The sequence below is a fragment of the Nonomuraea sp. NPDC047529 genome (genome assembly GCF_040642995.1).
Lineage (GTDB): Bacteria > Actinomycetota > Actinomycetes > Streptosporangiales > Streptosporangiaceae > Nonomuraea.
On sequence record NZ_JBEYTJ010000010.1, the window covers coordinates 100,477 to 113,922 of the forward strand.

Annotated in this window: 15 protein-coding genes, 2 pseudogenes and 1 riboswitch; of the genes and pseudogenes, 9 read left to right on the forward strand and 8 right to left on the reverse strand. The window is 70.8% G+C overall.

Translation table 11 applies throughout. From position 1 onward, the window contains the following. The first annotated feature begins 43 nt into the window (after positions 1-43). The 5 genes and pseudogenes from ABZ815_RS18115 to ABZ815_RS18135 all read left to right on the forward strand — a co-directional run. Positions 44-1,498 carry an MDR family MFS transporter gene (locus ABZ815_RS18115; protein ID WP_357699137.1) on the forward strand — a complete coding sequence of 485 codons (1,455 nt, stop codon included), beginning with the start codon at positions 44-46 and terminating at the stop codon, positions 1,496-1,498. A 47-nt stretch (positions 1,499-1,545) separates the two neighbouring features. After that, positions 1,546-1,746: a DUF5302 domain-containing protein gene (locus ABZ815_RS18120; RefSeq protein ID WP_357699139.1), complete on the forward strand. Its 201-nt coding sequence runs from the start codon at positions 1,546-1,548 to the stop codon at positions 1,744-1,746. Positions 1,747-1,911: 165 nt separating this feature from the next. Further along, positions 1,912-2,046: riboswitch (cyclic di-AMP (ydaO/yuaA leader) on the forward strand. 224 nt (positions 2,047-2,270) lie between these two features. Continuing rightward, positions 2,271-2,699, forward strand: a pseudogene (locus tag ABZ815_RS18125) (hypothetical protein); the annotation flags it as partial. Between the two features lie 291 nt (positions 2,700-2,990). Beyond that, positions 2,991-3,200, forward strand: a complete 210-nt coding sequence (locus tag ABZ815_RS18130; RefSeq protein ID WP_357699141.1) for a hypothetical protein — start codon at positions 2,991-2,993, stop codon at positions 3,198-3,200. A gap of 30 nt (positions 3,201-3,230) precedes the next feature. Next, positions 3,231-3,872 (forward strand): annotated as a pseudogene (locus ABZ815_RS18135) (alpha/beta fold hydrolase); the annotation flags it as partial. A 9-nt stretch (positions 3,873-3,881) separates the two neighbouring features. Here the strand turns inward: ABZ815_RS18135 and ABZ815_RS18140 are convergent. The 5 genes from ABZ815_RS18140 to ABZ815_RS18160 form a co-directional block, all read right to left on the reverse strand. After that, the gene (locus ABZ815_RS18140; RefSeq protein WP_352352019.1) at positions 3,882-4,253 is read right to left on the reverse strand and encodes a hypothetical protein; all 372 of its coding nucleotides are present in this window, start codon (positions 4,251-4,253) and stop codon (positions 3,882-3,884) included. A gap of 25 nt (positions 4,254-4,278) precedes the next feature. After that, positions 4,279-4,650, reverse strand: coding sequence for a roadblock/LC7 domain-containing protein (locus ABZ815_RS18145; protein ID WP_357699143.1), 372 nt, complete (start codon positions 4,648-4,650; stop codon positions 4,279-4,281). A gap of 32 nt (positions 4,651-4,682) precedes the next feature. Beyond that, positions 4,683-5,516, reverse strand: a complete 834-nt coding sequence (locus ABZ815_RS18150) for a hypothetical protein (protein WP_357699145.1) — start codon at positions 5,514-5,516, stop codon at positions 4,683-4,685. A gap of 3 nt (positions 5,517-5,519) precedes the next feature. Further along, positions 5,520-5,894: a roadblock/LC7 domain-containing protein gene (locus tag ABZ815_RS18155; protein ID WP_357699147.1), complete on the reverse strand. Its 375-nt coding sequence runs from the start codon at positions 5,892-5,894 to the stop codon at positions 5,520-5,522. A gap of 137 nt (positions 5,895-6,031) precedes the next feature. Next, complete coding sequence (locus ABZ815_RS18160; RefSeq protein ID WP_357699149.1) at positions 6,032-6,382, reverse strand: helix-turn-helix domain-containing protein; 351 nt, start codon at positions 6,380-6,382, stop codon at positions 6,032-6,034. A 54-nt stretch (positions 6,383-6,436) separates the two neighbouring features. Between ABZ815_RS18160 and ABZ815_RS18165 the strand changes: the two genes are divergently transcribed. Beyond that, positions 6,437-7,039, forward strand: coding sequence for an NAD(P)H-binding protein (locus ABZ815_RS18165; RefSeq protein WP_357699151.1), 603 nt, complete (start codon positions 6,437-6,439; stop codon positions 7,037-7,039). Here ABZ815_RS18165 and ABZ815_RS18170 read toward each other — a convergent pair. Further along, positions 7,033-8,250: a DUF4032 domain-containing protein gene (locus ABZ815_RS18170; RefSeq protein ID WP_357699153.1), complete on the reverse strand. Its 1,218-nt coding sequence runs from the start codon at positions 8,248-8,250 to the stop codon at positions 7,033-7,035. The genes ABZ815_RS18165 and ABZ815_RS18170 overlap by 7 nt on opposite strands. Before the next feature lie 23 nt (positions 8,251-8,273). Here ABZ815_RS18170 and ABZ815_RS18175 point away from each other — a divergent pair, with 23 nt between their 5' ends. Continuing rightward, positions 8,274-9,842: a DUF885 domain-containing protein gene (locus ABZ815_RS18175; protein ID WP_357699155.1), complete on the forward strand. Its 1,569-nt coding sequence runs from the start codon at positions 8,274-8,276 to the stop codon at positions 9,840-9,842. A 23-nt stretch (positions 9,843-9,865) separates the two neighbouring features. On the opposite strand, the gene ABZ815_RS18180 is transcribed toward ABZ815_RS18175, so the two are convergent. Both ABZ815_RS18180 and ABZ815_RS18185 read right to left on the reverse strand, forming a co-directional pair. Further along, on the reverse strand, positions 9,866-10,504 hold the full coding sequence (locus ABZ815_RS18180; protein ID WP_357699157.1) for a class II aldolase/adducin family protein: 639 nt from the start codon (positions 10,502-10,504) through the stop codon (positions 9,866-9,868). A 62-nt stretch (positions 10,505-10,566) separates the two neighbouring features. Further along, entirely contained in the window at positions 10,567-11,151 is a 585-nt protein-coding gene (locus tag ABZ815_RS18185) for a TetR/AcrR family transcriptional regulator (RefSeq protein ID WP_357699159.1), read from the reverse strand. 70 nt (positions 11,152-11,221) lie between these two features. Between ABZ815_RS18185 and ABZ815_RS18190 the strand changes: the two genes are divergently transcribed. Further along, the gene (locus ABZ815_RS18190) at positions 11,222-12,142 is read left to right on the forward strand and encodes a carbohydrate kinase family protein (RefSeq protein WP_357699161.1); all 921 of its coding nucleotides are present in this window, start codon (positions 11,222-11,224) and stop codon (positions 12,140-12,142) included. Then, positions 12,139-13,353 (forward strand): aminotransferase class III-fold pyridoxal phosphate-dependent enzyme, encoded by a 1,215-nt coding sequence (locus tag ABZ815_RS18195; RefSeq protein ID WP_357699163.1) that lies wholly within the window; start codon positions 12,139-12,141, stop codon positions 13,351-13,353. The genes ABZ815_RS18190 and ABZ815_RS18195 overlap by 4 nt, the downstream gene beginning before the upstream one ends. The last annotated feature ends 93 nt before the right edge of the window (positions 13,354-13,446 follow it).

The following is a 13,446-nucleotide window of genomic DNA, read 5'->3' on the forward strand; positions in this document are numbered from 1 at the left end:
GCAAAGGCTTGACATGTCAGCTCTTACCTATCACTCTCTACCTGTGACTAATGACATGAAGGCCAAGGGCAATGGATTGGTGCTGCTGGCGGTGCTCGGCGGGATGTTCCTGGCGATGCTCGACCAGACGATCGTCGGCACCGCGCTGCCCCGCATCACCGGCGAGCTGGGCGGCACGCGGCTGTACACGTGGGTGGTCACGGCCTACCTGCTCACCTCCACCGTCACCGTGCCGCTGTACGGCCGGCTGTCCGACCAGCACGGCAGGAAGCCGCTGCTGCTCGTCGGGATGTCGGTGTTCGTCGTCGGATCGGCGCTGTGCGGCCTGGCGCAGGACATGACCCAGCTCATCGTGTTCCGGGCCGTGCAGGGGCTGGGCGCGGGCGCGCTGCTGCCGCTCTCGCTGGCCCTGGTGATGGAGATGTTCCCGCCCGGCCGGAACGGCGCCCGGGTGCAGGGTGCGCTCGGTGGCGTGATGGCGTTGACGTACCTGGCCGGGCCGTTCCTGGGCGGGCTGTTCACCGACCACGCGAGCTGGCGGTGGGCCTTCTACGTGAACGTGCCGCTCGGGATCGTGCTGATCGCGATCGTGGCGCTGCGGCTGCCGTTCCGTCCGGGCACCGGCGGCGGGGGGCGGCCGGACTACCTGGGCATCGCGGTGTTCAGCGTGGCCATCAGCGCGCTGCTGCTCGGCCTCACCGAGAAGGGCCTGGACGGCAACTCCTGGACCTCCCTGCCCGTGGCCGGGCCGATCCTGCTGGCCCTGGTCCTGCTGGCCGTGTTCGTGCTGGTCGAGCTGCGGGCGGCGAGCCCGATCATGCCGATGCACCTGTTCCGGGACCGCACGTACACGCTGGTCAACGCGACCTCGTTCTTCACGGCCTTCTGCATGTACGCCGGTGTGGTGTTCCTGCCGCGCTACTTCCAGCAGGCGCTGAACGTCAGCGCCACCGAGTCCGGGCTGAGGATCTACCCGATGACGCTGGCCATGGTGGCGGGCAGCGCGCTCATGGGGACGCTGATGTCCAGGACGCGCACGTACAAGCCGTGGCTGGTGGGGGCGCCGTTCCTGCTGGTGGCCGGCAGCCTGCTCTGCCTGAACCTGACCCTGCGCACCGACGGCCTGCTGCTGGCCGGGTGGATGGTGCTCATCGGGCTCGGCATGGGGCCGATGTTGTCGGGGTTGACCGTGGCCGTGCAGCAGGCCGTCGCGCCGCAGTACATCGGCACCGCCTCGGCCAACCTCACCTTCTTCCGGCAGATCGGCGGCTCGGTGGCGCTGGCGCTGGCCGGCACCGCGTACACGTCGGTCATCACCACGGACGCGCCCGTGCACGGGCTCGCGGCCGCGCACGCCTCGGCGGCGGCCGTGGTGATCCCGTCGCTGGGCGTGGCGGGCGCGGTGATCGCCCTGGTCGCGCTGGTCATGATGCCCGGCAGGCGGCTGGAGCAGACGCCGTCGCCGGAGAGCAGAGTGGAGGCCGGTTTCGCGTCGTAAGCGGCGTCATGCGAAGCTGTGGATGTCCCCAATACCAGGAGGTCCTCATGGCGGAAACACCGGAGCCGGAAGTCAGCGAGACTCCCGAGGACGAGATGAAGCGCAAGTTCCGGGAGGCGTTGGAACGCAAGCGCGGGCAGCAGGCCGACTCGGCCGCGGGTGGCAGGGGCGTGGACCCGTCGAAGATCCACGGGGCGCACGGCCCGGCCTCGAGTAAAAGATCCTTCAGGCGCAAGAGCGGCGGCTGAAAGGTCGAATTTAGCTGGGGGTACGGCATGCCGTGCCCCCTTTCTCTTTACCTCGACAGGTAGATCTTTACCCGGTTCATGACGATTCGTTTGTATTTGTCCGAATCTCTGGGTACCGTCTTAACCAATTACCAGCTGGTGGCGTAGTCCCTACCAGGAGAGGGGCGACAGCTGGCGCCGAATCCCGACTTGTCGGGAACCGGGGACCCATCTCATTGGGGTGAATCCGGCCCTGTGCCGGTAGGGCATCTCCACGCCCGAACCCGTCAGCTAACCCGGTAGGCGAGATGGAGAGGACTTCACGCATGTACCACCTCGTCGTACCCCCGGACAGTGTAGTGACGACCGCCTGCTGAGCGGTCTCTTCCCCGACTTTCCCCCACGCGCCGCGTAACCACCCTTTCGGCGCTCTGCCCGGTTACGCACCGTAGTCACGCGCGTTCCCCCTGTCCCCTCGCGAAGGACTTCACTGCTTCATGTCTCGATTTGGCCTGCGCTCTCTCGCCCTGTTGTCCGTGTCCGCCATGGGCGCGCTGACGATCTCCGCCACCGGCGCCCACGCCGACACCGGCGACGACCAGAAGATCCTGCTCAAGGGATCCACCAAGGCTTCGTACTTCTGGGACGACTCCTCCGGCCGCGCCGGCGACACCGGTCTTCCCGCCAGCGGCAAGCCCATGCAGAAGGGCCTGGCCGCCAGTCCCAGCTGGCCCCTCATGACCGAGGGTTACGTGACCTACAACGGCAAGAAGATGCCGTTCTTCGTGGGCGACCGCGGCCCCGGCGAGCCCTCCAACCGCGGCGTCATGCTCGACCTCGACGCCAAGACCTTCGCCGAGCTGACCGGCGGCACCTTCAACTCCGACACCCTCGGCGTGGACGGCAACGGCGGCCAGGGCCACATCAAGATCGACTACGTCATCACCAAGTGGGGCGACGGCAAGGGCAAGAAGAACTACCCCGTGGCCTTCTCCAGTGGCGCCTGGAGCAGGTACGACGCCAACCCGGCCGAGCCCCCCAAGGTCCTGGCCGAGGCGCCCGCCGACGACGCGGCAACCTCCGCCGGCGGTCAGGGCAACGTCGGGAAGACCGTCGCGATGGGCGGCACCGTCATGGCCGGCGTGCTGGTCCTGGCCGGTGGCGGCGTGGTGCTCGGCGGCGAGCGCCTGCGCAAGCTCCTCAACGACTGACCCACGGACATTCCGGCCTTTACGTCGGACGACCAGAATGACATTCTGGTCGCTGTGATCCAGCGCGCAGCCGCCAACGGCATCGAGATCGCCTACGAGAGCTTCGGCTCACCCGCGGGCAGGCCCCTGCTGCTCATCATGGGACTCGGCGCCCAGCTCATCCACTGGGACGACGAGTTCTGCGAACTCCTGGCCGAGCGGGGGCACCACGTCGTCAGGTTCGACAACCGCGACGCGGGCCTGTCCACGCACCTCCACGACTAGGGCGTTCCCCCATGGGGAGCGCCCTCGCCGTACGTGCTGGACGACCTGGCCGACGACAGCGCCGGGCTCATGGACGTCCTGGGCCTGCCCGCCGCGCACGTCGTCGGCGCCTCGATGGGCGGGATGGTCGCCCAGGCGCTGGCCATCCGGCATCCCGCGCGCGTGCTGAGCCTGACCTCGATCATGTCCACGCCCAGCCCCCAGGCGGCCCCGCCGACCGAGGCGGCCGCCGCGGTGCTGTTCGCCAAGCCCGCGACCGATCGCGAGTCGGTCGTTGCCGGCGCCCTGGCGACCTGGTCCGTCATCGGGTCGCCCGGCTACGAGCTGGACCGCGAACGCGTCGGCAGGCTGGCCGGGCTGGCCTTCGACCGCTGCCACGACCCGGCCGGCACGGCCCGCCAGCTGGCCGCCATCATGGCCTCCGGCGACCGTACGGCGGCACTGGGCGGGCTGAGGGCGCCCGCGCTGGTCATCCACGGCGAGGACGACCAGCTCGTGCCGATCGCCGGCGGCCGGGCCACCGCCGCCGCCATCCCGGGCGCCCGCCTGGTCACCTACCCCGGCATGGGCCACGACCTGCCCCGCCCCCTCTGGCCCGAGATCATCGCCGAGATCAGCGCCCACACCGGCTCCGCGGCCGCCGTACGCCCGGAGGTCGCCACGGAGCCGTGAGCGGGCCGGTCAGAGCTCCAGCTTCTCCTCGATGACCTTGAGCATGTGCCGGGCCAGGGCCAGGTTGGCCCGGTTGCGGTCGAGGGCGAGGTAGAGGAACAGGCCCTTGCCGCTGCGGCCGGTGAGCGGGCGGATGATGTGGTACTGCGCGGTCAGCGTGATGAGGATGTCCTCGATGCCGTCCTTGAGGCCCAGCGAGTCCATCGTGCGCAGTTTGGCCTTGATGACCTCGGTGTTGCCCGCCGCCGCGACCTGGAGGTCCAGCTCCTTCGAGCCGCCGAGCGTGCCGAGCGCCATGCCGCTGCCGTGGTCGACGATCGCCGCTCCGATCGTGCCGTCGATGCTCATCATCTCCTTGAGGGAGACGTCCATGCCTGCCATGCTTTCCTCCGCTTCGGTGGGATGGTCAGTGCTTGCGTGCCACGGCGGCCACGGAGGCCGCCGTCTTCCTGCCCTCCAGCCGCAGGAGCCCGACGTTGGCGCCGGGTCCCGCCAGGACCGTGAGGACGATCGTGGGGCCCGCGGCGTAGAGGGCCACGAACCCGGCGGTGCCGGACACGAGGGTCTCCTCGAACGTCCCGCGGCCCGCCATGGTCAGCATCCGGCTGCTCATCGCGAGCAGCGCCGCCGACAGCGCCGCCACCTGTTCGCCGGTGTCGCCGTCGAGGTCGCCGGCGATCCGCAGGCCGTCCACGGTGCAGGCGACGCTGCCGGTGACGTCAGGGGTGCGTCCGCGCAGGAGCTCCATCTCCGCCAGGACCTCTTGCCGTAGCTCCACGGGTGGCCTCCTCCTGCGTCGTGAGGGGAACCTCACGGCATCTCCTCCAGCGCCTTCTTCAGCCGCCGCAGCAGCGTCAGATCGGTCGGGTCGCCCGTCGGCACCGGCCCGGCGGCCGTCCCCGTCCGCCCGTCGCCGGCGGGGACGGCCACCGGGCTCGGCACCCGTTTGGGCAGCGCCTCCCCGTGGTCGGGGTGGCGCCGGGGCTGCGCGGGCCGTACCGGGTCCGGCGGGACGAGCAGGCCGGCGGCGGCCAGCTTCCTGACGGCCAGCAGCACCGAGTAGCCCGACCGGCCGAGCTGCCGGGCCAGCTCCAGCGGGGTGGCCTTCTGGTCGGCCCGTACGACGACCTCCCACTGCACCTGGCTGAGCGTCACCCCGTGCCCGGGAAGGCGCGGGATCGGCCGTACGGGCTGGGTGTCCACGTCGGCGGAGGGCCAGATGCCGGCGAGCTGCTCGCGGCGGCGGGCGGATTCGCGCACCAGCTCCGGGACGTCGAAGAACCACTGCCCGCCCAGCCAGTGCTCCTCCCCGGGCCGGAACTTCGGCCGCACGCCGGTCACCGGCAGCAGGAAGAAGGCGGCGTCCTGGACCACGCCGAGCACCGCGTACTGGAGCTCGGCCAGGGTGACCGGGCCCTCCTGGAGCAGCCGGGTGCGGCCGCCGTCGGCCTGGAGGGCGCGCAGGGCCGACTCCGACATCCGCCCACGGGCCGCGAACAGCCGCTCGACGCCCGGCGCCTGGGCGCACTCCATGTACGTCACGCGCCCTCCCGACAGGTAGATCGTGCCGTTCCTGCCCAGGCGGAGGGCGCCCGTCGCGCGTTCGCGGGCGAGTCCGGACAGGAGCGAGTCGAGCGCGGCCATGGCTCAGGTGGTCAGCAGGTCGGAGATGGCCCGCAGGCGGTAACGGGCCAGGGCCAGGTTCGAGCGCTCCAGGTCGAGGCGGACGTAGATGACCAGCGGCCCCTCGAAGACCGTCTCCAGCAGCCGGAGCAGGTGGTGCCCCCGGTCGGTGGTGACGAGCATGTCGTCGATGCGCACGATCTCGCCGGGACACGTCCGGGTCAGCCCGTCGGTGGTGGCGCGCAGCGCCTCGGTCAGCGCGGCGGCGGACCTGTCGGCGTCCACGCCGGACGCGCTGCTGAAGGCGACCGCCATGCCGCTGGTGCCGTCGACCAGCATGGCGTCGAGCGCGCCCGGTATCGACATGACCTCCGCCAGGCACGTGTCCACTCCCAGCACCGCGAGCCTCCCTCCGTCGTGGGACGGGGAAAGCGTAGGGGGTCACAAGAGATCAGAAGGGACGCGTTTTACCAGGAGATACGTTTTTATACGGCCAGGGCGAAGAAAAGCATCACTAGTGCGGAAATAAGATCAATTCACGAGACTTTTTCACGATGGCGGATGATTTCGGAAACGTTCTCCTCGGCCCACCGCGCCACCACCGAGATCGGCGTGTGCAGCGAGCGTCCGAGGTCGGTCAGCGCGTACTCCACCCGCGGTGGCACCTCGGCGAAGACCTCGCGGGTGATCAGCCCGTCCAGCTCCATGGCCCGCAGCGTCTGCGTGAGGACCTTCGGCGTCACCCCGCCGATCCGCCCCCGCAGCACGGTGAAGCGCATCGGCCCGTCGCTGAGGCTGAGCAGCACCAGCACCGACCACTTGTCGCCGATCCGGTCGAGGACCAGCCGGGTCGGGCAGTTCGGGTCGAAGGCATCACCGGTATCCATAAGGTACTTATAGCACGATGAAGTAACCAGTATCCATTGGATACTGTGCTTCTCATGAAGATCCTCGTGTTCGGCGCGACCGGCATGATCGGCCAGCGCATCGTCACCGAACTCACCGGCCGCGGCCACGACGTCACCGGTGTCAGCCGCCGCGGTCCCGTCAAGGGCGACGTCCACGACGCCGCCACGCTCGCCGAGGGCTACGACGCCGTCGTCTGCGCCATCGCCCCGCCGCGCGACGGCACCGAGCCCGAGCCGCCGTTCCTGGCCGCCAACCGCGCGCTCATCGACGGCCTGCGGACCGCCGGGGTGAGCCGCGTGGTGGTCGTGGGCGGCGCGGGCAGCCTCAAGGCCGGCCCCGGCCTCGACCTCGTCGACACGCCCGGCTTCCCGGAGATCTACAAGAAGGAGGCCAGGGCCGCGCGGACGGTGCTCGGGCTCTACCGCGAGGTGACCGACCTGAACTGGACCTACGTCTCACCCGCCGCCGAGATCGCGCCGGGCGAGCGCACCGGGGTCTACCGGATCGGCCACGACGACCTGCTCAGCGACGCCGACGGCCGCAGCTTCATCACGGCCGAGGACTACGCGGTGGCGATCGCCGACGAACTGGCGGAGAACGCCCACCCGCGCACCCGCATCACCGTCGCCTACTGATCGTCCTCGTCCTGGTCGTCGGGCAGCAGCGCCTTCTCGTCGGGCTTGTGCACCAGCACGTTGTCCACGTACGACTTCACCGCCGTGGCCAGCCCGACGTCGCCGCCCGCCGTCTCCGACAGGTACCAGCGGTGGTCGAGGATCTCGTGGAAGAGCTGCGCGGGCTCCAGCTTGCCGCGCAGCTCCGCGGGGATGTCGTCGACCGTGGGGTGGAAGACCTCGGCGAGCCAGCGGTGCGCCACGATGGCCTCGTCCTCGTGGCGCAGGCCCTTGGCGACCCGGTAGCCGTCCAGGTCGTTGAGCAGCCGCCGCGCCTGGTTCTCCTCCACGTCGAGCCCGGTCAGCCTGATCAGCCGGCGCTGGTGGTGGCCGGCGTCCACCACCTTCGGCCGCACGATCAGCCGGCCGGTGCCGACCTTGCGCCGCACCATCATCTCGGCCACGTCGAAGCCGAGCAGGTTCAGGCGGCGGATGCGCTGCTCCACGCGGTGCCAGTCGACCTCGTCGATGATCTCGCTGTCGGTGATCTCGGCCCACAGGCGGTGGTAGCGGGTGACGATGTCCTCCGCGGTCTCCATGGGGTCGATCGACGGGTGCAGCAGCCCGCCGGCCTCCAGGTCGAGCATCTCGCCGAAGATGTTGGTGTGGGCGACGTCGATGTCGGTCAGCCGCTGGCCCTCGCTGATCATCGGGTGCATCTCGCCGGTCTCGGCGTCCACCAGGTAGGCGGCGAAGGCGCCGGCGTCCCGGCGGAACAGCGTGTTGGACAGCGAGCAGTCGCCCCAGTAGAAGCCGTTCAAATGCAGGCGCACCAGCAGCACGGCCAGCGCGTCGAGCAGGCGGGTGAGCGTGTCGGGGCGCAGGGTGCCCGACATCACGGCGCGGTAGGGGAGCGAGAACTGCAGATGGCGGGTGATCAGCGCGGCGTCCAGGTCGTCGTCGCGGCCGGTCACGTACGCCACGGGCTCCACGGCCGGGGCGTCCAGCCGGGCCAGGTCCCACAGGAGCTGGTACTCCCGCCTGGCGTACCGCTCGCTGATCTCCTTGATCGCGTAGACCTTGCCGGAGAGCCGGGCGAACCGTACGACGTGGCGGGAGATGCCGCGCGGCAGATCGACCAGATGATGCTTGGGCCAGTCGGCCAGCGGGACGTCCCAGGGGAGCCGGATGAGGTCGGGGTCGCCTAGCGCGCCAGTGATCTGCAGGGGCATGAACGTCAGGATATGGTGCGTAGGTGGACGAGTTTCTCAACTGGTACTTTTCCGACCGTCCCGTCGTCGCCAGCCAATTGGGAGCCGACGGCTACGACCACACCCTCGGCGATTTCACCGCCTCCGCCTGGGAGAACCGCGCCCGGGAGGAGATCCGCTGGATCGAACGCCTCTCCAAGTCCCCGGCCGACTCGCTGGACGACGCCATCGACAGAGACCTGGTCCTGTCCCAGCTGAGAGGCTCGGTCGCGCTCGAATCCTGGCCCGAGTGGCGGCGCAACCCGGGCCTCTACCTCTCGGCCGTCTTCGGATCGTTGTTCAACGCCTTCCAGCAGCGGCTCAAGCCGGAGGCCGAGCTCGTCGCCGCCGCCGTCTCGCGCCTGGCCGAGGTGCCCGGCGTGCTGGCCGCCTGCCAGGCCAACCTGGACCCCGACCTCGCCGCGCCGCTGCTGGTCACGCGGGGGCTCGGCCAGGCCCGTACCGGCCGCAACTTCCTCACCCGCACGCTCCCCGCGATGGTCGCCGACGAGGCCCTGCGCGCCCGGCTGGCCAAGGCCGCCGAACCCGCCGCCGACGCGTTCGACGCGATGGTCGCCTTCCTCGAAGGCTTCCAGTGCGGCGGCACCTGGCGGATGGGGGAGAAGCTCTACTCCACCCTGCTGCGCGAGCGCGAGATGCTCACCTACGGCGCCGCCGAGCTGCACGCCAAGGGCAGGGCCGCCTGGAGCGACCTGGACGCCCGGATGCGCCGGGTCGCCCTCGGCCTCAACGGCACCGAGGACTGGCGGGCCGCGATGGAGTCCCTCATGGACGACCACCCGCCCACCCTGGAGGCCATGCGGTCAGAGTACGAGGCCGAGACCCGGCGGGCCCGTGAGTTCGTCCGCGAGCGCGGGCTCGTCACCTTCGCCGAGGGGGAGGAGTGCGAGGTCCTGCCGTCGGCCGAGTACGCCCGCCCGGTGCTGTACGTCGCCCACTACCTGTCGCCGCCGCCGCTCAGCAGCTCGCGCAGGGGCATCTTCTTCGTCCCCTTCACCCCTGACGACTTCACCGAGGAGCAGGTACGCCAGCGCCTGCGGACCAACGCGCGCGCCCAGATGCCCTCGATCGCCGTGCACGAGGCCTACCCCGGCCACCACTGGCACCTGTCGTACATGGCGGACAACCCGCGTACGGTCCGCAAGGTCTTCAGGACGCCGTACTTCACCGAGGGCTGGGCCCTGTACGTCGAGAAGGTGCTGCACGAGCAGGGCTACTTCGACACCCCCGCCACCGAGCTGGCCCACCTGGACTTCCGCCTCTTCCGCGCCGCCCGGATCATCGTCGACACCGCGCTGCACTGCGAGGACATGTCGATCGAGGAGGCCGAGACGTTCATGGCCACCAAGGCGTCGCTGTCGCCCGGCACCGCCCGGGGCGAGGTGAACCGCTACTGCGCCTGGCCGACGCAGGCGCCGTCGTACCTGACGGGGGCCATCGAGATCGACCGCATCCGCGAGTCGTTCACGGGGTCGCTGCGCGAGTTCCACGACCGGATCGCCGGGTCCGGCGGCCTGCCCCTGGGCCTGGCCGAACAGGCCGCGCTGGCCTGACCGGCCCGCTCGCGCTCCCGGGGCTAGCTCGGGCGGCGCGGGAACACCGGCGGGTTGGCCGCGCGCTCCACGACGGCGGCGAGCTGCTCGTCGGTCAGGACCGCGGGCTTGCCCACGGCGAGCCCGCGCACGTAGACCTCGCACAGCCACTCCAGCAGGCGGGTGGCCTCGAACGCCTGCTCCATCGTCGCCCCGATGGTCACCCCGCCGTGGTTGGCCATCAGGGCGGCCTGCCTGCCCTCCAGCGCCGCCCGCACATTGGCGGCCAGTTCCGGCGTGCCGTACGTGGCGTACTCGGCCACCTTGACCACGCCGCCCAGCAGCAGCGCGTTGTAGTGGACCGGCGGCAGCTCCGTCATCGTCGTGGCCACGACCGTCCCGAACACCGAATGCGTGTGCACGATCGCCTGAGTGCCCGTCGCCTGGTAGACGGCCAGGTGCATGGGGGTCTCCGACGACGGCTGCAGCTCGCCCTCGACCAGGTAACCCTCCATGTCCACGATCGGGCACGCCTCCGGGGTCAGCCGGTCGAGCGCCACACCGGAGGGGGTGACCGCCACCTGGTCGCCCCGGCGCACGCTCAGGTTGCCCGAGGTGCCGATGACCAGGCCCAGCTCGACGGCGCGCCTGCCGTACTCGCACAACTGCTCGCGGAGGCTCATGCGACGGCAGAGTAGTCGGTCGTCCGAAATACTTCCAGCGACGTTTTTGGGTGCTTTTCGCCTCAGAGGCGGTCGAGGGCCCGGAGCATGAGGCGTTCGAGGTCGACGCGGGTGAGCCGGCCCGGGTAGAGGAGCAGGTGCAGGCTCAGGCCGTCGACCAGGGCGAGCAGGTGTTCGGCGAGGTCGTCGAGGCTGCCGTCCGCGCGCAGCTCGCCGGCCGCGCGGGCCTGGCCGAGCAGCTCCCGTACGGCGGCGCGCAGCTCGTCGGCCTCGGCGGTCTGGACCTCGGCCAGCCGTTCGGAGGCCAGGCTGCGGCTCCAGAAGCTGACCTCCAGGCGGCTCTCCTGGGTGCGGTCGGCGTCCAGCGGGAGGTTGTCCAGCAGCAGCTCGCGCAGGGCCGCCAGGCCGGTGACGCCCTCGACCTTGCGCGTCAGCCGCGCCCTGATGCGCTGGTGCGACTGGCGCAGCGCCGACAGCAGGATCTCGTCCTTGTCGGCGAAGTAGTGCGCGAGCACCCCGTTGGAGTAGCCGGCCTCCTTGGCGATGGCCCTGGTGGTGGCGGCGTCGATGCCGTCCCTGACGATCACCCTGCGGGCCGCCGACAGGACCTCGGCCCTGCGCTCATCGTGATCGACGATCTTCGGCATCGGATCCCCCTCTTGTCGCGGCGACTCCTACCATATTGACTTTTTATTCGGACGTCTGTCTATTTAGACCATGACCGTCGCCACTGTCGGCGTGCACATCGTCGACATCCTCGCCAGGCCCGTCGAGCACATCCCCGAGGGCCAGGACACCGTACTCGTCGAGCAGATCCGCCTCACGGCCGCCGGCGCCGCCGCCGGAACCGCCGTCGACCTGGTCAAACTCGGCAACGACGTGATCACCATGGGCGCGATCGGGGACGACGAGCTCGGCGACTTCCTGCAGGCCGTCCTCGCCAAGCGCGGCGTGGACGCCACCCGCCTGGTCCGCAGGGCCGGCGAACAGACCGCCGCCTCGATCCTGCCCATCCGCCCCGACGGCGGCCGGCCCAGCTTCCACGTGCCCGGCGCCAACCTCGGCGTCACCCTCGCCGACCTGGACCCCGACGTGCTGCGCCGCGCGCGGGCCATCCACCTGGGCGGCATGGACGTCACCTTCGGCCTGGGCGACCCCGCCTTCTTCGCCCTCCTCGACGAGGTGCGGGCCGCGGGCACGATCGTCACGATGGACCTGCTGTCGGAGCTGCCCGACCTGCTGGCGATGGCCCGCGCGTTCCTGCCCCACGTGGACTACGTGCTGCCCAACGAGTCGCAGGCCCTGCTCATGACCGGCGACGCCGACGTGGACACCGCCGCCGCGACCCTGCTCGCCGACGGCCCGAAGGGCGTGCTCGTCACCCTCGGCGCGGCCGGCAGCCTCGTGCTGACCTCCGACGGCGGTCCCGAGCGGGTGCCGGCGCTGAAGACGGAGGTCGCCGACACGACCGGGTGCGGGGACGCGTACTGCGCCGGTTTCCTGACCGGGCTCCTGCACGGCCGCGACGTGCTGGAGGCCGCCCGCTGGGGCACCGCCGCGGCGGCCCGCGTGGCCACCGGCCTCGGCTCCGACGCGGGCCTCACCGACCTCGACTCCACCCTAAGGACTCTCGCATGACAGACGCCGAACTCCGCGAGCGCGCGCTGAAGGTCGTCCCCGGCGGCATGTACGGGCACCTCAACGCGGCCATCTTCGCCCCCGGCTACCCCCAGTTCTTCCAGCGCGGCGAGGGCTGCCGCCAATGGGACGTGGACGGGCGCGAGTACATCGACCTCATGTGCAGCTGGGGCCCGGTCGTGCTCGGGCACCGGCACCCGCGCGTGGAGGAGGCCGCCGCCCGGCAACTCGCGCTCGGCGACTGCCTCAACGGCCCCGGACCGATCATGGTCGAGCTGGCCGAGCTGCTGGTCGACACCGTGCCGAGCGCCGACTGGGCGATGTTCTCCAAGAACGGCACCGACGCCACCACCCAGGCGCTCATGGTCGCCCGCGCCGCCACCGGGCGGACGAAGGTGCTGATGGCGCACGGCGCGTACCACGGCGCCGACCCCTGGTGCACGCCCTCGACCGCCGGCACCACCCCGAACGAGCGCGCGGACCTGGTCGAGTTCTCCTACAACTCGCTGGAGTCCCTGGAGGCCGCCGCCGCCACCGTCGAGGGCGACGTCGCGGCGATCATCTGCACCCCCTTCAAGCACGACTCCTTCGAGGACCAGGAGCTGGTCGAGCCCGCGTTCGCACGCGGCGCCCGCGCCCTGGCCGACCGCCTCGGGGCGGCCCTGGTGATCGACGACGTGCGGGCCGGGTTCCGCATCGACCTGCGGGGGTCGTGGGAGCCGTACGGGGTCCGTCCGGACCTGACCGCCTGGTCCAAGGCCATGGCCAACGGTTACCCGATCGCCGCCGTCACCGGCACCGACGCCCTGCGCGGCGCCGCGCAGACCCTCTACACGACCGGCTCGTTCTGGTTCTCGGCGGTGGCGATGGCCGCGGCCAAGGCCACCATCGAGACCCTGCGCGACACGGACGGCATCGCCGCCATGGAACGCGCCGGCACCCAGCTCAGGGAGGGCCTGTACGCCCAGGCCAAGTCCCACGGGTTCGTCGTGAACCAGACCGGCCCGGTGACCATCCCGTGGCTCAGCTTCGACGGCGACGCCGACCTGTCCACGGCCCTGTACTGGAGCGACGCCTGCCTGCGGCACGGGGTGTACCTGCACCCCTGGCACAACTGGTTCATGTCGGCGGCCCACACGGAGGAGGACGTGGCCCGAGCCCTGGAAGCCACCGACCAAGCCTTCACCGAAACCCGCACCCACTTCGCCTGACCCTCCAGCCGCGGCCCACCCGTTACCTGGTTACCGGGTGGGCGCACGGAACCCCACACCGGACGGCGCTTCCCGGTTGCCGGACGCGAGCCT

Bases quoted from the DNA above. Each gene is read 5' to 3' on its own strand.
- ABZ815_RS18120 (WP_357699139.1), top strand. From the start codon at position 1,546: ATGGCGGAAACACCGGAGCCGGAAGTCAGCGAGACTCCCGAGGACGAG.
- ABZ815_RS18140 (WP_352352019.1), bottom strand. From the start codon at position 4,253: ATGGCAGGCATGGACGTCTCCCTCAAGGAGATGATGAGCATCGACGGC.
- ABZ815_RS18150 (WP_357699145.1), bottom strand. From the start codon at position 5,516: ATGGCCGCGCTCGACTCGCTCCTGTCCGGACTCGCCCGCGAACGCGCG.
- ABZ815_RS18160 (WP_357699149.1), bottom strand. From the start codon at position 6,382: ATGGATACCGGTGATGCCTTCGACCCGAACTGCCCGACCCGGCTGGTC.
- ABZ815_RS18165 (WP_357699151.1), top strand. From the start codon at position 6,437: ATGAAGATCCTCGTGTTCGGCGCGACCGGCATGATCGGCCAGCGCATC.
- ABZ815_RS18170 (WP_357699153.1), bottom strand. From the start codon at position 8,250: ATGCCCCTGCAGATCACTGGCGCGCTAGGCGACCCCGACCTCATCCGG.
- ABZ815_RS18180 (WP_357699157.1), bottom strand. From the start codon at position 10,504: ATGAGCCTCCGCGAGCAGTTGTGCGAGTACGGCAGGCGCGCCGTCGAG.
- ABZ815_RS18185 (WP_357699159.1), bottom strand. From the start codon at position 11,151: ATGCCGAAGATCGTCGATCACGATGAGCGCAGGGCCGAGGTCCTGTCG.
- ABZ815_RS18190 (WP_357699161.1), top strand. From the start codon at position 11,222: ATGACCGTCGCCACTGTCGGCGTGCACATCGTCGACATCCTCGCCAGG.
- ABZ815_RS18195 (WP_357699163.1), top strand. From the start codon at position 12,139: ATGACAGACGCCGAACTCCGCGAGCGCGCGCTGAAGGTCGTCCCCGGC.